Source organism: Paraburkholderia hospita, from assembly GCF_002902965.1.
Classification (GTDB): Bacteria; Pseudomonadota; Gammaproteobacteria; order Burkholderiales; family Burkholderiaceae; genus Paraburkholderia; species Paraburkholderia hospita.
In genome coordinates this window covers 2,155,756-2,176,117 of record NZ_CP026106.1, presented here as the reverse complement: position 1 = coordinate 2,176,117, position 20,362 = coordinate 2,155,756, and the positions used below count along the sequence as shown (strand labels likewise).

Genomic DNA, 20,362 nt, shown 5'->3' with positions numbered 1-20,362 from the left:
CTGGTCGACAGGAGACGACGATGACGGCAGCCCAGAGCTTTTTCGACGCGCGCGACCTGTTGTTGCGCCACCGCACCGACTATGAGCGCGCGTACAGCGAGTTCAGATGGCCTGAACTCGGGGAGTTCAACTGGGCGCTCGACTATTTCGACGTCGTCGCGAGAGGCAACGACAACCCGGCGCTGTGGATCGTCGATGATCCGGCGCAAGAAGGGCTGAAGCTCTCGTATGCGCAGATGTCGGAGCGCTCGTCGCGGATGGCGAATTTTCTGCGCGAGCTAGGCGTGGGGCGCGGCGACCGGCTGTTGTTGATGCTGCCGAACCGCGTCGAGCTGTGGGACGTGATGCTCGCGGCGATGAAGCTCGGTGCGATCGTGCTGCCCGCCACGACGCAACTGTCGCCCGACGACGTGCGCGACCGCGTGCAGATCGGCGGCGCGAATTTCGTCGTGGTCGATAGCGCGGAGACGGGCAAGTTCGACGCGCTCGATACGCCGTTGAAGCGGATCTCGGTTGGCGCGCCGCGCGAAGGCTGGACGGATATCGCAGCCGCCTACGCATCGTCGCCGACCTTCACGCCGGACGGCGCCACGCGCGCCAGCGATCCGATGCTGCTGTACTTCACGTCGGGCACGACGTCGAAGCCGAAACTGGTCGAGCACACGCACGAAAGCTATCCCGTCGGCCATCTGTCGACGATGTACTGGATCGGCCTGCAACCGGGCGATATCCACTGGAACATCAGCTCGCCCGGCTGGGCGAAGCACGCGTGGAGCTGCTTCTTCGCGCCGTGGAATGCGCAGGCGTGCGTGTTCGTCTACAACTTCGCGCGCTTCGTGCCGAAAGAAACGCTCGACGTGCTGGTGCGCTACAACGTCACGACGCTGTGCGCGCCGCCCACTGTATGGCGCATGCTCGTGCAGGAGCCGCTCGCGTCGTATCCCGTGAAGCTGCGCGAGATCGTCGGCGCGGGCGAACCGCTGAACCCGGAGATCATCGAGCGCGTGCGGCATGCCTGGAACATCGTGATTCGCGATGGCTACGGGCAGACGGAAACCACCTGCCAGATCGGCAACCCGCCGGGGCAGCCTGTGGTGCCGGGTTCGATGGGGCGTCCGTTGCCGGGCTACCGCGTCGAACTCGTCGATGCGGACGATCATCCTGTGACGGAAGGCGAAATCGCGCTGCCGCTCGCGCACCGTCCGCTCGGACTGATGACGGGTTACGCGAACAACGCGAAGGCCACCGAACACGCGATGCGCAACGGCTACTACCACACGTCCGATGTCGCGATGCGGCGCGACGATGGTTATCTCGTGTACGTCGGCCGCTCGGACGACGTGTTCAAGTCGTCCGATTACCGGCTGAGTCCGTTCGAACTCGAAAGCGTGCTGATCGAGCACGAAGCGATTGCCGAGGCGGCCGTGGTGCCGAGCAACGATCCTTTGCGTCTGTCGGTGCCGAAGGCATTCGTGACCGTGCGACATGGATTCGAAGCGGGTCCCGAACTGGCGCGCGATGTATTCCGCTTTTCGCGCGAAAAGCTCGCGCCGTACAAGCGCATTCGCCGCCTTCAATTCAGCGATTTACCGAAGACGATCTCCGGAAAGATTCGCCGCGTCGAACTAAGGCGGCGCGAACTGGAGCGCACGGCGGAGCCGGCGCGCCTGCAGGATGAGTACTGGGAAGAGGATTTCCCCGAGCTTCGCAATGGAAACGGAAACTGAGCCCGAACTGAACGACAGTCGAGCCACCGATATCTACTTCAGGAGACATGCAGAATGAGCGCAATTCCTTCGACTCTGGCTGACCGCAAGGTCGACACGGTCAAGCTGTTGATCAACGGCGAATTTGTCGAGTCGAGCGCGACCGAGTGGCGCGACATCGTGAATCCGGCGACGCAGGAAGTGCTGGCGCGCGTACCGTTCGCGACGAAAGCGGAAGTGGACGCGGCGATCCGTTCCGCGCATGCCGCATTTGCGACCTGGAAGAACACGCCGATTGGCGCGCGCATGCGGATCATGCTGAAGTACCAGGCACTGATTCGAGAGCACATGCCGCGCATTGCGAAGACCTTGACGGCGGAGCAGGGCAAGACTTTGCCCGATGCAGAAGGCGACATTTTCCGCGGCCTCGAAGTGGTCGAGCATGCGTGCTCGATCGGCACGTTGCAGCAGGGCGAGTTCGCGGAGAACGTGGCGGGGAGTGTTGACACGTACACGCTGCGTCAGCCGATTGGTGTATGCGCGGGCATTACGCCGTTCAACTTCCCCGCGATGATTCCGCTGTGGATGTTCCCGATGGCGATCGTGTGCGGCAACACATTCGTTCTGAAGCCGTCGGAGCAGGACCCGCTATCGACGATGCAACTGGTCGAGCTGGCCATCGAAGCGGGCGTGCCGAAGGGCGTGCTGAACGTGGTGCATGGCGGGAAGGAAGTCGTCGATGGGTTGTGCACGCATGAGTTGGTGAAGGCGATTTCGTTTGTTGGATCGACGGCGGTGGGCACGCATGTGTACAACCTGGGCAGCCAGCACGGCAAGCGTGTGCAATCGATGATGGGCGCGAAGAATCACGCTGTCGTGTTGCCTGATGCGAACCGCGAGCAGACGTTGAATGCGCTGGTGGGTGCCGGCTTTGGCGCGGCGGGGCAGCGGTGTATGGCGACATCGGTGGTGGTGCTGGTGGGGTCGTCGAAGGAGTGGTTGCCCGAGCTTGTCGCGAAGGCGAAGACGTTGAAGGTGAATGCCGGACATGAGGGCGGCACGGATATCGGGCCTGTGGTTTCGCGTGCTGCGAAGGAGCGTGTTCTTGGGCTGATCGACGCGGGCGTGAAGGAGGGTGCAACGCTTGCGCTGGATGGGCGGGGTGTTGGTGTGCCTGGCTACGAGGCCGGTAATTTCATCGGGCCGACGGTGTTTAGTGATGTTTCGGTCGAGATGGATGTCTATAAGACGGAGATCTTTGGGCCTGTGTTGTGTGTGATGACCGTGCCGACGCTGGACGACGCGATTGCGCTTGTGAATAGCAATCCGATGGGTAATGGCGTCGGACTCTTCACGCAGAGCGGCGCGGCGGCGCGGAAGTTTCAGAGCGAGATCGATGTTGGGCAGGTTGGGATCAATATTCCTATTCCCGTGCCGGTTCCGTTTTTTAGTTTTACTGGGTCTCGCGGGTCGAAGCTTGGGGATCTTGGGCCCTATGGCAAGCAGGTTGTGCAGTTTTATACGCAGACTAAGACTGTCACGGCCAGGTGGTTTGATGATGCCACTGTCAGTGATGGTGTGAATACGACCATTAGCCTTCGATAGGTTTTTGTTTGTCTGCGACGCTGGGTGGTGTGCTTGTTTTTGAGTTGGCATCCGCGATTTGTCTTCGTGGCGCGGCCGGGTTGGTTTGCTTGTGTTTGCGCTGGCATCCGCGCTATGGTGTTTGCCGTTCACGCGTCGCCCCTGTGCGGGGCGGCACCTACTTTTCTTTGCCGCCGCAAAGAAAAGTAGGCAAAAGAAAGCGGCTAAAACCGCCAGCTCTTGTGTTTGCCTGAGGGCCCCCAACAGGTCTTACGCTTCACACGGCAATCACGTGACTCATCTTTGTTGCCAACGCTTTGAATAGACGCCTCACCCGCTTCAACCGCCCGCATAACTGCTAACGGTAGCGAACGGTTAGTGCCGCCCAGGTGGCAAACTGTGTGTAGGTTGTCGCGGCATATACGTTAGCGCTCTTACATGGTGGAACGCGTGCGCTATCGGTCCGAAGTGAGGCGTGTGGAGTACTACGGCCTACACACAGTTTTCCACCTGGGCGGCGGTGGAATATCTGACACGGCGTGCGGCAACGCGGGCGCATGAAGCGGGTGAGGCGCAGCGCAAGAGCGCTGGCAGCAAAGATGAGTCACGTGATTGCCGTGTGAAGCGTAAGACCCTTCGGGGGCCCTCAGGCAAGAAGAAATGTTGGCGGTGTTAGCCGCTTTCTTTTGCCTACTTTTCTTTGCGGCGGCAAAGAAAAGTAGGTGCCGCCCCGCACAGGGGCGACGCTTGAAGCAAGCTAACAAATCGCGGATGCCAGCGCAGAAAGCAAAACACCGCCATAGCAGTCGCAGACAAAACCACAGGAGCGAACATGAAAATCGGCTTCATAGGACTAGGCAACATGGGCGCGCCGATGGCGCTAAACCTGCTAAAGGCGGGCCACGCCCTAAGAGTTTTCGATCTGAACACGCAAGCGTTAGAAACCCTGCAACAAGCAGGCGCAAAAACAGCAAAAACGCCAAAAGAAGCATCGACGGACGTCGAATATGTCATCACGATGCTCCCAGCCGCAGCACATGTAAAAGCAGTGCTAACAGGCGAAGAAGGCATCCTCGCGGGCATCGCGAAGAACGTGACGATCATCGACTCGAGCACGATCGACCCAGCCAGCGTAAAAACCTTCGCCGAACTGGCGACACAGAATGGAAACACCTTCGTAGACGCGCCAGTCTCAGGCGGCACAGGCGGCGCCACATCCGGCACACTGACATTCATGGTCGGCAGCACCGCAGAAACCTACGAACAGGTGAAACCAATCCTCTCAGCAATGGGCAAAAACATAGTCCACTGCGGCGAAACCTCGACCGGCCAGGTTGCAAAGATCTGCAACAACCTGGTGCTAGGCATCACGATGGCGGGCGTTTCCGAAGCGATGGCACTCGGCGAAAAACTCGGCATCGACCCCCAGGTACTGGGCAAAATCATCAACACATCGACGGGCCGTTGCTGGAGTTCGGACACCTACAACCCGTTCCCTGGCGTCATCGACACCGCGCCGTCGACGCGCGGCTACACAGGCGGCTTCGGCACCGACCTGATGCTCAAGGACCTCGGCCTCGCCACCGATGCCGCCAAACTCGCGCGCCAACCCGTCTACCTCGGCGCGCTCGCGCAACAGCTCTATCAGACCATGAGCACGAACGGCGCCGGTAAGCTCGACTTCTCAGCGGTGATCAAGCTGTATCGCAAGGATGGAGACGCGTAATGATCGAACTCGACTACGCGCATGACGGCAGCGTCGCCGTGCTGACCCTGAAGCGCCCGCCAGCGAACGCATTCACACCGGAAGGGCTATCGCAGCTGCAGCACACCGTCGAACGCCTGAACGGCGACGCGCAAGTGCGCGCAATCGTCATCACGGGCGACGGCCCGAAGTTCTTCAGCGCGGGCGCCGATCTGAACACCTTCGCCGACGGCAACAAGGAAATCGCGCGACAAGCAGCATCGCGCTTCGGCACGGCGTTCGAGACGCTGCAAAACGCGCGGCCCGTCGTGATCGCGGCGATCAACGGCTATGCAATGGGCGGCGGGCTCGAGTGCGCGCTCGCGTGCGATATCCGCATCGCCGAGCAGCACGCGGTAATGGCGTTGCCGGAAACGGCCGTTGGCCTGCTGCCGTGCGGCTGCGGCACACAGACGCTGCCGTGGCTCGTCGGCGAAGGCTGGGCGAAGCGCATCGTGCTGACAGGCGAACGCGTCGATGCGGCGACGGCGCTGCGCATTGGGCTCGTCGAGGAAGTGGTCGAGAAAGGCGCGGCGCGCGAATTCGCGTTGCAGATGGCGGCGCGCGTCGCGGGCTTGAGCCCGCAGGCCGTCACGTTCAGCAAGGATCTGATCCAGCAGGCGCGCAACGGCGTGCCGCGCACGGCGGCGCTGGCCGTGGAGCGCGAGCGCTTCGTCGATCTGTTCGACGGCGCCGATCAGCGCGAGGGCGTCAACGCGTTCCTCGAAAAACGCGCGCCGAAGTGGCAAGGCGCGCAATCGAAGGAGTCGCAGCGATGAGCGCTGTTCTCAAAGAGGCAAGCATGCACGAACCCGACGTGCTGTTTCGCGTCGTCAATCGCGTCGCGATCGTCACGCTGAACCGGCCGGCTGCGCTGAACGCGTTGTCGCACGAGATGGTGCGCGAGCTGGCCGCGCTGGTCGAGCGCTGCCGCACCGATAGCGAGATCGTCGCCGTGGTGCTGCGCGGCGCAGGCGCGAAAGGCTTCTGCGCGGGTGGCGACGTGCGCGCGCTGTTCGGCATGCGGCAGCGCAACGAAAGGAACTGGCAGCAGTTCTTCATCGACGAGTACCGGCTCGATTACGCGCTGCATACCTTCCCGAAGCCCGTTGTCGCGCTGCTCGACGGCATCACGATGGGCGGCGGCATGGGGCTTGGCCAGGCGGCGCGGCTGCGCATCGTCACCGAGCGAACCAAGATCGCAATGCCCGAGACGCGCATCGGCTTTCTGCCCGACGTCGGCGCAACGCGTTTTCTGAGCATGATGCCCGCCGAGATCGAACTGTATGTCGGGCTGACGGGCGTGACGCTGTCGGGCGCGGAGGCATTGCGCTTCCAGCTGGCGGATCTGTGCGTGCCGTCCGAATGGCTCGATACGTTCGAGGAACGTCTATTGCGCATCGCAACGGCCGACGTCGCCGCCGACGAGCTGCTGCGCGCCTTGCGCACCGTATTCGAGCCGCCGTGCAACATCGTCCCGCACGCGGGGCTCGGCGCGTTCACGCAGCTGATCTTGCGCCACTTCGACCGGCGCTCGGGTGTCGAGCGGATCGTCGCGACGCTGCGCCATGATCTGGAGCGCGAGCATTCGCGTGAGGTGCGTCAATGGCTGCAGGCAACCTACGAAGCGCTGACGTCGCATTCGCCGACCATGCTGTACGTCACGCGCGACGCGTTGTTGCGCGGCCGTCAGATGACGCTCGCCGAATGTTTCCGGATGGAACTGGGTATCGTCACGCGGGCAATCGAAGAGGGCGATTTCAGCGAAGGCGTGCGCGCGCATCTCGTCGACAAGGACCGCAAGCCGCGCTGGGCACCCGCGACGCTGGCTGAAGTGCGGCCCGAGCGCGTGCGGCATTTCCTGTCGTCGCCGTGGCGCGCGCAGGCGCATCCTTTGGCTGATCTTGGCGAGGAGCAAGCGCTTGCGTGAACGCGCGCCGCGCCTAGAACCGATATCCGATACCACCCATCAGCACATCCGTATCGCGGCTGTAACGCGTGACGACGCGGTTCCACGTCACGCGCGCGGCCCAATGCTGCGTGAAGCGATACGACGCTGACGCCGATACGATGCCCGACAGCACGCCGTCGCCCGTCGGGCGTTCGTCCGGATCCTCGCCGTGATGGATCGCGGCGTACGCGCCCGCGCCGAAGCCGAGCGTCAGGTGATCGTCGAGAAACGCGCGCGTCAGCCATAGCTGTGCCGTGAGGCCGTCGCGGCGCGCTTTCAGGCCGTCGCCTTCATGCAGATAACCGAGCGTGCCGTCGAGCCAATGCGTGAGCCCGCGCCGGTATTCGATCGACTCGGCTATAGACGTCTGCGATTCGAGGCTGTTGAGAATGGTCTCTCCGACCATCACCGTGACTTCGTTGTTCGTCACGTCATGCGTACGCGGCAGCGCCCAGGCGCGCGGTCCCGGCTCGTCGGGCGCGTCGAGCTGATAGCCGACGCCGAGCAGCACGGCCGTCGTCGAAGGTCCGCGCGACACCTGTATGCGGTTGAGCTGCAGGCTCGTCGTCCAGCGGTGCGACGTGTACCACGTCGCCCGCGCGCTGAACAGGCCGCCCCAGCCGTGTGTGTTCGAGTAGCCCTGGCCCTGTTCGGCGGCTTCCGTATCGAAGTAACGATACGGTCCGACGCCGAGCGCAAACACGAAACGGTTCTGCGCGAGCGGCAGACGCCCCCAGATCTGCACCGCCTGGCCATCGCGATGATGGTCCGGCATATGGCCTTCGTTCAGCCATGTGATGCTGCCCGCGACGTATCTTCCAAAGCCTTCCGTATAGTCGATCGCCCATGAATAGGTGTTCGTGCTCGCACCTCTCAGCCAGCCGCCGTACAGGGCAATTTCCTGCGCCGACGCGCTGCGGGCCGACAGCGCGGCGCAGGCCGCGCCCACCAGCAGCAACGGTTTCAGACGGTGGCGCGGGTTGTTCTTCAGATTGTTCAAAGACATGCCCCTTGAATAAAAATCATTCTGAATGAGTTGAGTGATTTGTGCGCTGTAAGGGGCAGATGTAACGGTTACAGATTTTTGCAACGGGGCGCGCGAGGCCCGGGTATTGCGCTTGCTGCGCCTGATCAGTCTGTCGATCGATTTGAGATTCGGTCTGACATTCGGACGGTCAGAAGCGCAGGGCGTTTGAAACGCGGAGGGTGCGAAGCACGCCACCGGCGCGTCCACGGATCGGCGCCTATACTTTTCGCTTGTCCATCGGTGCTCCACGATACGGCGACGGCGTCGCGCGATCGTGACGCGCGCCATCTGGCATTCGACCGTCTTCCTTCCGATCGTCCCCTTCCGATTGCTGCATGGAGATTTCCCGATGCCTCACACCATCGCCCGACCCGAAGTCACTCCGCAGGAAGCCAATCCACCTGGCGACACGCCACACGTGCAGCCGTCGTCGAGCGTCACGATTCCCGTCGAACTGAACGTGAACGGCACGTCGTACGCGCTCGCGCTCGATCCGCGCACGACCTTGCTCGACGCGTTGCGCGAGCATCTGCATCTGACGGGCACGAAAAAAGGCTGCGACCACGGCCAGTGCGGCGCGTGCACGGTGCACGTGAACGGCCGCCGCGAAAACGCGTGTCTGTCGTTCGCAGCTACGCACGAAGGCGACACGATCACGACCATCGAAGGCATCGGCGAGCCCGATGCGCTGCATCCGATGCAGGCCGCGTTCGTCGAATGCGACAGTTATCAGTGCGGCTACTGTACGTCCGGCCAGATCATGTCGGCCGTCGCGCTGCTCGACGAAGCGATCGGCCCCGATGACGCCGACGTGCGCGAAGCGATGAGCGGCAACCTGTGCCGCTGCGGCGCCTATCAGAACATCGTGACGGCCATCCAGGCCGTGCGCGGCAAGCGCTAGGAGGCCACGATGGAACTGTTCCAGCTTTCGCGCGCGAACGACATGCGCGACGCGATCGTCGCAGGCGCCGCGTCGCAGACCGCGCAGCAGGGCGCACAGGTGCGCTTTCTCGCGGGCGGCACGACGCTGCTCGATCTGATGAAACTCGATGTGGAGAAACCGGCGCGCGTGGTCGATATCAGCCACTTGCCGCTTGACCGCGTCGAAATAACCGACGAGGGCGGCGTGCGTATCGGCGCGCTGGTGCGTAATGCCGACCTCGCGCTGCATCCGCTGATTCACGAGCCGTATGCGGTGCTGTCGCAGGCGCTGCTGGCGGGCGCGTCCGCGCAACTGCGCAACATGGCGACGACGGGCGGCAACCTGCTGCAACGCACGCGCTGCGTCTACTTCCGCGATACCGCGATGCCGTGCAACAAGCGCGTGCCCGGTTCCGGCTGCGCCGCGATCACCGGCTTCAACCGGACGATGGCAATTCTCGGTACGAGCGACGCATGTATTGCAACCAATCCGTCGGATATGAACGTCGCGCTCGCGGCACTCGGCGCGACGGTTCAGATTCACGGGACGAAGGGCGCGCGCAGTGTTCCGATCGACGATTTCTACCTGCTGCCGGGCGACACACCGGAGCGCGAAACCGTGCTCGAACCGGGCGATCTCGTCACACATGTCACGTTGCCTCCGATTCCGGGCAGCCGGTCGCTGTATCTGAAGCTGCGCGACCGCGCGTCGTATGAATTCGCGCTGGCTTCGGCGGCCGTCGTCGTCAATGTGGCCGACGGGCGTATCACGCGCGCGCATGTTGCGCTCGGCGGCGTCGGCACGAAGCCGTGGCACGCGCGCGAAGCCGAAGCCGAACTCGCGGGCGCCGTGCCCGATGCGGCGAGCTTTGCGCGCGCCGCCGACGCCGCGCTCGCGAATGCGAAAGCGCAGAGCCAGAACGGCTTCAAGATCGAACTATCGAGGCGCTGCCTGATACATGCATTGACGCAGGTCATGCAGTCCGTCTGAAACTTTTTCGAGGACTTCTTTCCATGTCCACTGTGTCCGATTCTTTGCTGTCCATCATTGGGCAGCCGCAGTCGCGCATCGACGGTCCGCTGAAAGTGAGCGGACGCGCGCAGTACACCTCCGATATCGATTTGCCCGACATGCTGTACGCGGTGCCCGTGTGCGCGACGATCGCGGGCGGTCGAGTGACGTCGCTCGAATTCGCCGCCGCGCAGGCGATGCCCGGCGTGCGTGTGGTTCTGCATCGCGGCAACATCGGCCGCTTCTATCGCATTTCGGGTAATTCGATGGAGACGGGCTTCGTCGACGAAGCGCGCCCGCCGTTCGAGGACGACGTGATCCGCTATTACGGCCAGTATGTGGCCGTCGTCGTCGCCGAGACATTCGAGGCGGCGAGCAACGCCGCGGCCGCCGTGAAAGTCGGCTATGAAAAGACGGCGCACGACGTCAGCGACGAGCTTGAAGCGAAGGGCGAGCCGCATGTCCAGAGCGAGCGCGGCGATGCGGCATCCGCATTCGACACAAGCGAAGTGACGCTCGACGAGACGTATGTGACGCCCGTCGAAACGCACAATCCGATCGAACTGCACGCTACTGTCGCGCAGTGGGACGGCGAGGGCTACACGTTCTACGAGACCACGCAGGCTGTGTCGAACCATCAGGGCACGCTGATGCAGATGCTCGGCCTGCCGAAAGAGAAAGTGCGCGTGATCTCGCGTTATCTCGGCTCGGGCTTCGGCGGCAAGCTGTGGATGTGGCCGCACTCGCTGCTCGCGGCGGCGGCGTCGCGACAAACGGGGCAGCCGGTGAAACTGGTCGTGAGCCGCAAGATGATGTTCCAGAACGTCGGCCATCGTCCGACGACGCAGCAGCGTATGCGTCTTTCCGCTGATCGCGGCGGCAAGCTCACGTCGATTCGCCACGACTACGTGAACCACACCGCGATCGCCGACGACTACGAGGAAAGCTGCGGCGAGATCACCCCGTTTTTGTACAGTGTGCCGAATCTGCGCGTGAGTTCAGGTCTCGTGCGGCGCAACGTTGGATCGCCGACCGCGATGCGCGGACCGGGCGCGGTGCCGGGTCTCTACGCGCTCGAATCGTCGATGAACGAACTGGCGCGCAAGCTCGATATCGACCCTGTCGAATTCCGTTTGAGGAACGAGCCGAAGGTTGACGAATCGACGGGCTTGCCGTTTTCGTCGCGGCATTTGGTTGAGTGTCTGACGACGGGCGCGGAGAAGTTCGGCTGGGCGCAGCGCACGTCCGAAGTCGGTTCGATGACACGCGACGGGCTGACACTCGGCTGGGGCGTCGGCGCATGCGGCTGGCCGGGGCTGCGTTTTTCCGCCGAGGCGAGCGTCGATCTGCGCGCGGACGGCACGGCGCGCGTCGTGTGCGGCACGCAGGACATCGGCACGGGCACGTACACGATCCTCGCGCAACTGGTCGCGGGGCACACGGGCATTCCGCTCGACAGGATCGAAGTCGTGCTCGGCGATACGATGCTGCCCGCCGGGCCGATATCGGGCGGCTCGGCGGCGACGGCTTCCGTGATTCCCGCCGTGCTGCAGGCGGCGCGTGCGGCAACGGACATGGTGTTGGCGCGGGCCGTCGCTGTCGACGAGTCGCCATTCAAGGGTGCCGACAAGGACGCGCTTGCGTTCGGCGCGGGACGTGTGTATCGCAAGGCGGATGCGGTGGAGAAGGGTGTGCTGTTTGCGCAGATCCTGCAGGCCGCGAAGATGCACGCGGCGTCAGGTAAGGGCAGTGCGCAGGGTGGCTTCGACGATCCGCTGAAGAAGCACTATTCGATCTACTCGTATGGCGCGCATTTCGCCGAAGTGACGTGGCAGCCGGAGACGGCGCGGCTGCGCGTGAGCCGCATCGTGACGGTGATCGACGCGGGGCGGATTCTGAATCCGCGGGCCGGCCGCAATCAGATTGAAGGGGCTGTGGTGATGGGTGTTGGCATGGCCCTCTTCGAACATACGATGTATGACGCGCAAAGCGGTGCGCCGATCAATAGCAATCTTGCTGACTACATCATCGCTTCGCATGCGGATACGCCGGCGCTCGATGTGACGTTTCTGGATTATCCCGATCCTGTGTTCAACGAGCTGGGCGCGCGTGGGATTGCCGAGATTGGGCTGGCTGGCGTCGCGGCGGCGATTACGGATGCCGTGCATCATGCGACGGGTGTCAGGGTGCGGAGGTTGCCGGTGATGATTGAGGATTTGCTTGTAGAGAGGGCTTAGTGTGGCGCCTTCGCGGCGCGGGCGGTTTGGTTTGCTTGTGGGTGCGGGCTGGCTTCCGCGATTTGTCTGCCGACGCTGGTGTGGTTTGCTCGTGTTTGCGCTGGCATCCGCGCTTTGCCTTCGCGCTTCAAGCGTCGCCCCTGTGCGGGGCGGCACCTACTTTTCTTTGCCGCCGCAAAGAAAAGTAGGCAAAAGAAAGCGGCTAACACCGCCAACATTTCTTCTTGCCTGAGGGCCCCCAACCGGTCTTACGCTTCACACGGCAATCACGTGACCCATGTTCGTTGCCAACGCTTCGAATGAGCGCCTCACCCGCTTCAGGCCCCCACGTTGCAGCATGCCGTGCGAGATATTCCACGGCCGCCCAGGTGGCAAACTGTGTGTTGGCCGTAGTGCCTCGCACGCCTCACTTCGGACCGATAGCGCACGCGTTCCTCCATGTAAGAGCGCCAAGCTATACGGCGCGACAACCTACACACAGTTTGCCACCTGGGCGGCACGTACGATTCGCTGCCGCTTGCCCGAGTACGGGTATTCGAAGCGGGTGAGGCGTTCATTCGGAGCGTTGGCAACGAGCACCAACCAGGGCCACTGCCGTGTGAAGTGTAGGACCGGTTGGGGGCCCTCAGGCAAACACAAGAGCTGGCGGTGTTAGCCGCTTTCTTTTGCCTACTTTTCTTTGCGGCGGCAAAGAAAAGTAGGTGCCGCCCCGCACAGGGGCAACGCGTGAAGCACGCTAACAAAACGCGGATGCCAGCGCAAACACAAGCAAACCAAACCAGATGCCCGCGCAGCAACCAAACCAAACCCACCCAGCAGTCGCAGACAAGAACCCCACTAGTGCATGTGGACACCTTCCACCGCAAACACCGATAACCGCCGCTGAATCCACTTGAGCAATTCCATCGGCCCAGGCGTAAGCAGACGCCCCGTCTTCACGATCAACCGCGCGTGCGTACTCTGAAAAACAGGATGATCGACGGGCACCGTCGTAAGTTCACCGCTTGCCACTTCACGCCGCGCCGCAAACTCCCCAATCAACGTGACAAAATTCTCCACAGCAACCATACGTTTAAGCACAGCAAGCGAATTAGTCGTCATAGCCGGCTCGATCTGCATGCCTTCGGCAACTTCAAGCATCTTCACCGCGTGTCCGATCCCAAACGTCTGCGGCATCAACGCCAGCGGAAACGCCCGCAAATCCTGAATCGTAGCGGCCCGCTTCCGCATCGCAAGCGGATGCTCCCGCCGCAACAGCAAAACCGCCCGCTGAACCGAACTCGCAAGACACTCAAGCCGCGGATGCGGCGGCGGGTTATAAGCCAGCCCGATATGCGCCCGGCTTTCAGCCACCTCTTCGACAATGCCATCACGAGCCAGCATGCTCATCTCGATCGTCAGCGCAGGATACTTCGCGCAGAACGGCGCAAGCACATCCTCGGTCAGCGTATCGACGAAACCTTCGCTGACAGCCAACTGCACCCGTCCATGACGCAGGCCGCGAAATGCATGCAACTGGTCTTCGAGTCTCTCCTGCTGCGACTGGCACCCCTCCCAGAACTCCAGCAGATGAGCCGCCGGTTCCGTCGGCCGCGCGCCTTTGGCACCGCGCTCGAACAGCGTGACGCCCAGTTCCTCTTCGAGCAGCCGGATCTGTCGCGTGATGACCGACGGCGACGTGTTCATGTCGTCGGCGGCGCCGCGAATCGATCCTTGCGTCAGGACCGCGTAGAAATATCTCAGGCGCTGGTGATTGATTGTTCGCATCGTTGTCAGACCCATGAAATCTCGAGTGTTGCCCATAGTGCAACAAGGAGTGAGCACAGTTGCTGTTGTGTCAACGATGCGTTCCTGCCACCATGCGCGGCACATTAACCCGCACCCGGTGGCCGGCGTGACGCGTGTCGACGTTGCTCATTTGAGCAGCGGAATGTATCCGTCACATGTCGTGAAGTGGCTCGCAGGCAATGTTTTGTATCGGCGGGTGTGGGCCGGATACATGCGCGTACGAAGGCGACGACCGTGCTGCTGTCACCGCACGTTGCACCATCAGTGCGAGCCGGAAGCAGCGCGCCTTGCCGGTGCCGTAGCCGCAGTCGTTGGATCAGTCATGAAGAAGCTCGAACACGTGTTGATCGTCGATAACGATCGTGAGATCCGCGAACTCGTCGCCATCTATCTGCAACGCAATGGCATGCGGGTATCGCACGCGTCCAGCGGGCGCGACATGCGCGCGGCGCTCGAGCGCGACACGCCTGATCTCATCGTCCTCGACGCGAGGTTGCCGGATGCGGACGGCCTGTCGCTGTGCCGCGAATTGCGCGCAGGCGAATTTCGCGCGATACCCGTCGTCATGCTGTCCGCGCGTCACGACGAAGCGGACCGCATCGTCGGCCTCGAACTGGGCGCCGACGACTTTTTGTCCAAGCCGTTTGTGATCCGCGAACTGTTGGCGCGCATTCGCGCCGTCCTGCGCCGCACGAACATGCTGCCGCCCGGCATGCGCGTCGCTGAATCGGCCACCGTGCTGCGTTTCGGCGAGTGGCGGCTCGACACGGCGGCGCGCCGTCTGCTCGATCCCGAAGGCACGGTGGTCGCGTTGAGCGGCGCGGAGTATCGGCTGTTGCGAGTGTTCCTCGATCATCCGAACCGCGTGCTCACGCGTGACCAGTTGCTGAACCTGACGCAAGGCCGTCACGCCGACCTGCTCGACCGCTCGATCGATCTGCTCGTGAGCCGCGTGCGACAGCGGCTGCAGGACGGCGTGCGCGACGGACGCTACATCAAGACGCTGCGCAACGAAGGCTATCTGTTTTCGGCGGCGGTGATGCGTGTCGAAAGCCAAATATCGCATGCGCCTGTGATGAACTGCATCGCCTAGGGAATCAGCAGCAGCTTGCCCGTGGTCCTGCGGCTCTCCATGTCGGCGTGCGCTCGTGCAGCATCCGCAAGCGGATAGACGCCGCCGATCCGCACGTCGAGCACGCCCGCGATGATCCAGTCGAACAGCTGCTTCGCACGCGCGCGCAACAGGGCAGGGGTGTGGACGTGATCGGTGAACGTCGCGTAGCCGATCTTGATGCTCTTCGGCAGGCTCATGATATGAAGCGGTCCGGCCGCGCCCAACACCGGCCCATACCAGCAGAACGTGCCCGAGCGCCGCAGCGATGCGAGCGAGCCCTGAAACGTCGCCGGTCCCGAACCGTCGTAGACGACATGCACGCCTTCGCTGTCGGTGACGCGCATGACTTCGTCGGCGAACCGGCCTTCGCTGTCGACGATCACATGATCGGCGCCCGCTTGCCGCGCGGCTTCGATCTTGTCTTCATGCGACACGCGGCCGATCACCATGCCGCCGCGCTGTTTGATGATCTGCGTGAGCAACAGCCCGAGGCCGCCCGCCGCCGCATGCACCAGCGCGATGTCGCCTTGCCGGACAGGGTAGAAGTCCGTCGCGAAGTGACTGGCCGTGAGGCCCTGCATCATCACGGCGGCGGCGGTGGTGTGATCGATCGCGTCGGGAATGGGGACGAGCGATGCAGCGGGTATCGCAATACGCTGCGCGTAGCTGCCGGGCGCATAGACCCACGCGACACGCTGTCCCGGCCGGATATCCGCAACGTCGTCGCCAACACTCAACACGCGTCCCGCGCCTTCGACGCCCAAGGGTTTCGGATTCGCCATCGTCGACCAGATGCCGCCGCGCCGCACGCCGATGTCCATGAAGTTGACGCCTGCGGCATCCACTTCGACGACGGCTTCACCCGGGCCAGCGACAGGTTCGCCGCATTCGACCAGCCGAAGCTTCTCCGGCCCCCCAGGACCGTCCATCATGATGGTCTTCATGTCGCGCGCCTCTGCCTTAGTGCGCGTTGCGTGCCGCTGCGAGAATCGCGTTGGCGACGGCTTCGGGCTGGCTCAGCATCGCGACGTGGCTCGCGTCGACGCGCGTCACCTGCGCATGGATCTGCGTCGCCATCTTCGCTTGCAGATGCGGATCGATCATCTTGTCGCGGCCGGGAATCACGAAGTACGACGGCTTCTCGTGCCAGGCGGCCTGCGTCACCTTGTCGTTCACGCAGCCGGAAAACCACGGCCCTTGCGTCGCGGCGACGATGCGTTGCTGGCCTGCGGGCAGGTCAAGCGCGAAGTCGTCGCGCACGGCCTTGTCCGACAGCGTCAGATAGCCGGCCGAATCCTTCTGCAGTTCATTCGCCCATACGGGCGGCTTCATGCCTTGCGTGATGTCGGCGATCGACTGGTTGGCGTCGGGCGCGAAGGCCGCGACGTAGACGAGCGATTTGACCTTGTCGTCGTTGCCCGCCTGGCTGATGACCACGCCGCCCCACGAATGACCGGCCAGCACCACGGGTCCTTTCTGCTGATCGATGACGCGCTTCGTCGCCGCGACATCGTCGGCGAGCGAGCTCAACGGATTCTGCACGGCGACAACGTGCAGCCCATGTGCTTCGAGTAACGGGATCACGCGGTTCCAGCTCGACCCGTCGGCGAATGCTCCGTGCACGAGAACGACACTGGTACCTTTGAGATCGTCTTGCGTGGCCGCGTGCGCAGTCTGCAACGCGAAAAGTCCGCACAGCATCGTGGCGAACGTGAGGAAGGTCCTGAAGCTTCTTGTCATTGTGTTGCCCCTGAGTACCGCGTTATCGATAGATGTTTTTCTGCTGCGTCAGTTGGGCGCTCCGTTACGACGCATGTGCATGCATCGGAAACGGAGCAGCGGCGATCACGAGTGCGCGTAGATCGGTTCGAGACCCAGCACATCTTGCTGCGGAGCGGGCGTTTGTGCGGTGTCGCGATGCGCGCCCGAGTTCGATTGACCCGCTGCGACGCCGCCATACGCAGCACCCTTTTCAGCCTGGATGCGCGACAGCGCGGCTTCGATGTTCGTCGGATATTGCGTGTTGTCGCTGGCCGGGTTGTAGCCGGCCAGCTGCAACTGAACCAGCTCGGCGCGCACCTGGGCGCGGGTCACGGGTTGGTTCGACTGCGCGAACGACACAGCGGGAGCGGCGATCAAGGCTGCAACGATGAGGGATTGAACGAGTTTCATGAGTACTTCTCCAGTAGTGAAGCGGGTCTGCGTTGATGTCATCCCGGGCGGTCATCGCGTTTTGCGTATTGCATTCGCGATGCCTTCTCACCCGGTCAGTCGCACTGTCATGAATCAACCTTGCGTGTCGTTATTTGAACCCGCTCACGTATCTGGCTTGTTTCCAGAACGCGCCGGAATGTAAGCCAGTATTTCCCAATCGGCGATATATACATTGCGCTACAAATCTCAGGCAGCGGGTTGCCAATGACAAACGCCACTGCGCCGCGAAAGCGCAGTGGCGTTGCCTGAAGCGCTGACTGAGGGTGTCAACCGAACGTGAACGAGAAAGCCTGCACACCCGGATCGAGGAATTCGATCGTGAAGGTCCGGTCGCGCACGGCGTCGTGCTGACGCACGAGTTGGTACAGGCGGGCGCTCGTCACGACACCGCTGCCGTCGGCGGCGACATCGGCGCCATGCGAGTCGCCGGGAGCCGCCCCGTCGATCGTGACGCGAAACCGCACGGGCTTGCCATTCACGCCGGGGCCGAGCACGAGATGCAGATCGCGTGCGTGGAAGCGGTAGGCAATGCGTCCATGCGCGTCGTCGAGCACGGCCGCTTCGCCGCCCACGATCCACTTCCCGCCGAATGCCCAGCTATTGAGCTGCAACTGCGACGGCACGGTGTACGCGGCGACGTCGTCGGGTCGGAGGTCTTCCGGCGACGCGAAGCCGCGCGCCTGCTGATAACCCACATAGGTCTCGCCCGATTCGACGTTCGGGTTATCCGCGGCCGCCTGCGCGCCGGCGCCCTGAATGGGCTGCAGGTCGCGCGTCTGCATCGTGTGTCCCGACTCCGCCAGCAGCTGCTGGATCACCTTCTCGGCTTCGGCATAGCCGCCTTCGCCGAAATGGTGATAACGGATGCGGCCTTGTGCATCGACGATATAAAACGCCGGCCAGTACTGATTGCCGAACGCTTGCCAGATCTTGTAGCCGTTGTCGATCGCGACGGGGTAGTGCACGCCGAGGTCGGCGACGGCGCGCTTCACGTTCGACGGATCGTGCTCGAAGGCGAACTCCGGCGTATGCACGCCGACCACCACGAGACCATCGTTACGATAGCGGTCCGACCACGTCTTCAGATACGGCAGCGTGCGCAGGCAGTTGATGCACGAATACGTCCAGAAGTTGACGACGGCGACCTTGCCGCGCAACGCGTCGCTCGTGAGCGGCGGCGAGTTGAGCCAGCTCTCGGCGCCATCGAGCGAAGGCAGATGGCCTTCGACAGGAAGCGCGGACGGCACCTTCGCGCTGATGCGCTGGATGTGCGGCTTCAGCGTGCGCGGCTGTTGCGCGTGGTCGGAACCAAGCAGGCCGACCAGCCGGCTCTCGACGCCCGTCGTCGATGCCGACGGCAACTGCGCAAGGGCGCGTGTATCGAAACCGAAGCCGATGGCCGTGACGCTCAACAGCACCAGCGCGCCCATCGCGCGGCGCACGCGCTCGCCGAGACCGAGCGATCGCTTGAGCCCATCGAGCGCCTGCTTGCCGAGCCCCGACACGACGGCGAGCGAACTCGCCGCGCCGAGCGCGTACGCGGTCAATGCTGCCGCCGTCGCCCAGGTCGCGCCATGCAGCGCGGCGCCCGTGAGAATCAGGCCGAGAATCGGGCCCGCGCAAGGCGCCCACAGCAAGCCCGTCGCCACGCCGAGCAGCAGCGCGGAGCCGATCTGGAAACGTGTGCCGCGCATTTGCGACTGCGCGGCGACGCGGTTGCCGATCCCAAAGAACGGGCGCGACAGACGCGCCGCGAGCGCCGGGAACAGCAGCGATGCGCCGAACACGCCGAACAGCGCGAGCGATACCCAGCGCCCGTAGTGGTTCAGTTGCGCGGCCCCGCTCAGGCCGGCAATGCCGACGCCCGTGACGAGCGCGAACGTGATAGCCAGGCCGAGCAGCAACGGCAGCCGGCCCGTCACGAACGGCTTGTCGGAACGGGCGAAGACGAATGGCACGACAGGCAGGATACATGGGCTCAGGATGGTGAGCACCCCGCCCAGAAACGCAATGACGATGAGTAACATGGAATCGACCTCCTGATCCGGAAACGGTTGATTCAACCGGTCTGCACGCAGCGCATGTCGATCTCGCGCGTGCTCTTGTGACGGATTAAAGCCCGCACATGTATCCGGCGAATTTCAGGAAGGTGAGGGTGCGTATCGCGATGTATCGGCTGCGCCGCCGGATACATGGCGATACAAACGACGACCGGGCGGCCGTCTTTTCTGGACGCAGGGGTGGCTAAAACGCCGTCATGCGCCACAAGACGCTGACGACGCCGGAACTGCGCCACGCATCACGCATGTTGCCGCGCGCGCGCTTCCTCGACAGCCTTCACCGTCGACGAAAACACATAGCCTTCGTTGCGCAGCGTCTTGATGTAGCGCGGCACGCGGGCGACGTCGCGGAGCCTTTGCCGCAGACGGCTGACCAGCAGGTCGATCGAACGATCGAACGGTTCGGCGTTGCGCCGCTGCGTCAGATTGAGCAGCTGGTCGCGCGTCAGCACGCGTTGCGGGTGATCGAGAAAGGCGCGCAGCAGCCGGTATTCCGCGCCGCTCAACGCGACCACGGCGTCCTCGGTGTCGAGCAGGTGACGCGCCGTCGTATCGAGCCGCCAGTCGCCGAAGCTCAGCATCTCCGTCGATTCCTCCACCAGCATGCCGGGCGGCAGCATGCGCGTGCGTCGCAGCACCGCGCGGATGCGCGCGAGCAGCTCGCGCACGGCGCACGGCTTGGCCAGATAGTCGTCCGCGCCCATCTCCAGGCCGATGATCCGGTCCATCTCATCGCAATGCTCGGTCACCATCATCACGGGCACCGCGCGATGACGGCCCGCGCGCAGCCCGCGGCATAGCGCGAGGCCGTCTTCCCCCGGCAGCATCACGTCGAGCAGGATCACATCGGGCGTATGCCGGTCGAGCACGGCGTGCATGTCGCGTCCGCTGGACGCGAGCGATACGCGCATGCCGTTTTTCTCCAGATAACTGGCGACGAACTCGCGCATGCCGCGGTCCTCGTCGACGATCAGAACGTGGTCGGGTTTGTCCATGATGTCAGG

16 protein-coding genes are annotated in these 20,362 nt (G+C 63.3%); 9 read left to right on the top strand and 7 right to left on the bottom strand.

The window, feature by feature from the left end; translation table 11 throughout:
• Positions 1-20 precede the first annotated feature (20 nt).
• From C2L64_RS28080 to C2L64_RS28060, 5 genes are all read left to right on the top strand, one after another.
• Positions 21-1,727 (top strand): AMP-binding protein, encoded by a 1,707-nt coding sequence (locus C2L64_RS28080; RefSeq protein ID WP_009771225.1) that lies wholly within the window; start codon positions 21-23, stop codon positions 1,725-1,727.
• A gap of 54 nt (positions 1,728-1,781) precedes the next feature.
• The gene (locus tag C2L64_RS28075; RefSeq protein ID WP_009771226.1) at positions 1,782-3,311 is read left to right on the top strand and encodes a CoA-acylating methylmalonate-semialdehyde dehydrogenase; all 1,530 of its coding nucleotides are present in this window, start codon (positions 1,782-1,784) and stop codon (positions 3,309-3,311) included.
• 811 nt (positions 3,312-4,122) lie between these two features.
• Positions 4,123-5,016 (top strand): 3-hydroxyisobutyrate dehydrogenase, encoded by an 894-nt coding sequence (mmsB, locus tag C2L64_RS28070; protein ID WP_009771227.1) that lies wholly within the window; start codon positions 4,123-4,125, stop codon positions 5,014-5,016.
• Positions 5,016-5,813, top strand: coding sequence for an enoyl-CoA hydratase (locus C2L64_RS28065; protein ID WP_009771228.1), 798 nt, complete (start codon positions 5,016-5,018; stop codon positions 5,811-5,813). Before mmsB ends, C2L64_RS28065 begins: the two co-directional genes overlap by 1 nt.
• Positions 5,810-6,964 (top strand): enoyl-CoA hydratase/isomerase family protein, encoded by a 1,155-nt coding sequence (locus C2L64_RS28060; protein WP_009771229.1) that lies wholly within the window; start codon positions 5,810-5,812, stop codon positions 6,962-6,964. The genes C2L64_RS28065 and C2L64_RS28060 overlap by 4 nt, the downstream gene beginning before the upstream one ends.
• A gap of 13 nt (positions 6,965-6,977) precedes the next feature.
• Here C2L64_RS28060 and C2L64_RS28055 read toward each other — a convergent pair whose 3' ends face one another.
• Positions 6,978-7,991, bottom strand: coding sequence for a hypothetical protein (locus C2L64_RS28055; protein ID WP_051058311.1), 1,014 nt, complete (start codon positions 7,989-7,991; stop codon positions 6,978-6,980).
• A 370-nt stretch (positions 7,992-8,361) separates the two neighbouring features.
• Here C2L64_RS28055 and C2L64_RS28050 point away from each other — a divergent pair, with 370 nt between their 5' ends.
• From C2L64_RS28050 to C2L64_RS28040, 3 genes are read left to right on the top strand one after another with little or no spacing between them, the layout of a single operon-like run.
• Positions 8,362-8,913 carry a (2Fe-2S)-binding protein gene (locus C2L64_RS28050; RefSeq protein ID WP_009771231.1) on the top strand — a complete coding sequence of 184 codons (552 nt, stop codon included), beginning with the start codon at positions 8,362-8,364 and terminating at the stop codon, positions 8,911-8,913.
• A gap of 9 nt (positions 8,914-8,922) precedes the next feature.
• The gene (locus C2L64_RS28045) at positions 8,923-9,924 is read left to right on the top strand and encodes an FAD binding domain-containing protein (protein WP_009771232.1); all 1,002 of its coding nucleotides are present in this window, start codon (positions 8,923-8,925) and stop codon (positions 9,922-9,924) included.
• A 23-nt stretch (positions 9,925-9,947) separates the two neighbouring features.
• Positions 9,948-12,182, top strand: a complete 2,235-nt coding sequence (locus C2L64_RS28040; protein ID WP_009771233.1) for a xanthine dehydrogenase family protein molybdopterin-binding subunit — start codon at positions 9,948-9,950, stop codon at positions 12,180-12,182.
• An 837-nt stretch (positions 12,183-13,019) separates the two neighbouring features.
• Here C2L64_RS28040 and C2L64_RS28035 read toward each other — a convergent pair.
• The gene (locus C2L64_RS28035) at positions 13,020-13,949 is read right to left on the bottom strand and encodes a LysR family transcriptional regulator (RefSeq protein ID WP_176133916.1); all 930 of its coding nucleotides are present in this window, start codon (positions 13,947-13,949) and stop codon (positions 13,020-13,022) included.
• A gap of 343 nt (positions 13,950-14,292) precedes the next feature.
• Between C2L64_RS28035 and C2L64_RS28030 the strand changes: the two genes are divergently transcribed.
• Entirely contained in the window at positions 14,293-15,063 is a 771-nt protein-coding gene (locus C2L64_RS28030; protein WP_009769490.1) for a response regulator, read from the top strand.
• Here C2L64_RS28030 and C2L64_RS28025 read toward each other — a convergent pair.
• From C2L64_RS28025 to C2L64_RS28005, 5 genes are all read right to left on the bottom strand, one after another.
• Entirely contained in the window at positions 15,060-16,028 is a 969-nt protein-coding gene (locus tag C2L64_RS28025; RefSeq protein WP_009769491.1) for a quinone oxidoreductase family protein, read from the bottom strand. The two genes, C2L64_RS28030 and C2L64_RS28025, sit on opposite strands and share 4 nt — an antisense overlap.
• A gap of 16 nt (positions 16,029-16,044) precedes the next feature.
• Positions 16,045-16,824 carry an alpha/beta fold hydrolase gene (locus tag C2L64_RS28020; protein WP_009769492.1) on the bottom strand — a complete coding sequence of 260 codons (780 nt, stop codon included), beginning with the start codon at positions 16,822-16,824 and terminating at the stop codon, positions 16,045-16,047.
• Between the two features lie 105 nt (positions 16,825-16,929).
• Complete coding sequence (locus C2L64_RS28015) at positions 16,930-17,256, bottom strand: DUF4148 domain-containing protein (RefSeq protein WP_009769493.1); 327 nt, start codon at positions 17,254-17,256, stop codon at positions 16,930-16,932.
• Between the two features lie 308 nt (positions 17,257-17,564).
• The gene (locus C2L64_RS28010; RefSeq protein WP_009769494.1) at positions 17,565-19,325 is read right to left on the bottom strand and encodes a cytochrome c biogenesis protein DipZ; all 1,761 of its coding nucleotides are present in this window, start codon (positions 19,323-19,325) and stop codon (positions 17,565-17,567) included.
• Positions 19,326-19,597: 272 nt separating this feature from the next.
• Entirely contained in the window at positions 19,598-20,353 is a 756-nt protein-coding gene (locus tag C2L64_RS28005) for a response regulator (RefSeq protein WP_007743336.1), read from the bottom strand.
• Positions 20,354-20,362 lie beyond the last annotated feature (9 nt).

What these genes read in the sequence shown, in the direction of transcription:
- C2L64_RS28080 (WP_009771225.1), top strand. Translation starts at nt 21, where the DNA reads ATGACGGCAGCCCAGAGCTTTTTCGACGCGCGCGACCTGTTGTTGCGC.
- C2L64_RS28075 (WP_009771226.1), top strand. Translation starts at nt 1,782, where the DNA reads ATGAGCGCAATTCCTTCGACTCTGGCTGACCGCAAGGTCGACACGGTC.
- mmsB (WP_009771227.1), top strand. Translation starts at nt 4,123, where the DNA reads ATGAAAATCGGCTTCATAGGACTAGGCAACATGGGCGCGCCGATGGCG.
- C2L64_RS28065 (WP_009771228.1), top strand. Translation starts at nt 5,016, where the DNA reads ATGATCGAACTCGACTACGCGCATGACGGCAGCGTCGCCGTGCTGACC.
- C2L64_RS28060 (WP_009771229.1), top strand. Translation starts at nt 5,810, where the DNA reads ATGAGCGCTGTTCTCAAAGAGGCAAGCATGCACGAACCCGACGTGCTG.
- C2L64_RS28055 (WP_051058311.1), bottom strand. Translation starts at nt 7,991, where the DNA reads ATGTCTTTGAACAATCTGAAGAACAACCCGCGCCACCGTCTGAAACCG.
- C2L64_RS28050 (WP_009771231.1), top strand. Translation starts at nt 8,362, where the DNA reads ATGCCTCACACCATCGCCCGACCCGAAGTCACTCCGCAGGAAGCCAAT.
- C2L64_RS28045 (WP_009771232.1), top strand. Translation starts at nt 8,923, where the DNA reads ATGGAACTGTTCCAGCTTTCGCGCGCGAACGACATGCGCGACGCGATC.
- C2L64_RS28040 (WP_009771233.1), top strand. Translation starts at nt 9,948, where the DNA reads ATGTCCACTGTGTCCGATTCTTTGCTGTCCATCATTGGGCAGCCGCAG.
- C2L64_RS28035 (WP_176133916.1), bottom strand. Translation starts at nt 13,949, where the DNA reads ATGCGAACAATCAATCACCAGCGCCTGAGATATTTCTACGCGGTCCTG.
- C2L64_RS28030 (WP_009769490.1), top strand. Translation starts at nt 14,293, where the DNA reads ATGAAGAAGCTCGAACACGTGTTGATCGTCGATAACGATCGTGAGATC.
- C2L64_RS28025 (WP_009769491.1), bottom strand. Translation starts at nt 16,028, where the DNA reads ATGAAGACCATCATGATGGACGGTCCTGGGGGGCCGGAGAAGCTTCGG.
- C2L64_RS28020 (WP_009769492.1), bottom strand. Translation starts at nt 16,824, where the DNA reads ATGACAAGAAGCTTCAGGACCTTCCTCACGTTCGCCACGATGCTGTGC.
- C2L64_RS28015 (WP_009769493.1), bottom strand. Translation starts at nt 17,256, where the DNA reads ATGAAACTCGTTCAATCCCTCATCGTTGCAGCCTTGATCGCCGCTCCC.
- C2L64_RS28010 (WP_009769494.1), bottom strand. Translation starts at nt 19,325, where the DNA reads ATGTTACTCATCGTCATTGCGTTTCTGGGCGGGGTGCTCACCATCCTG.
- C2L64_RS28005 (WP_007743336.1), bottom strand. Translation starts at nt 20,353, where the DNA reads ATGGACAAACCCGACCACGTTCTGATCGTCGACGAGGACCGCGGCATG.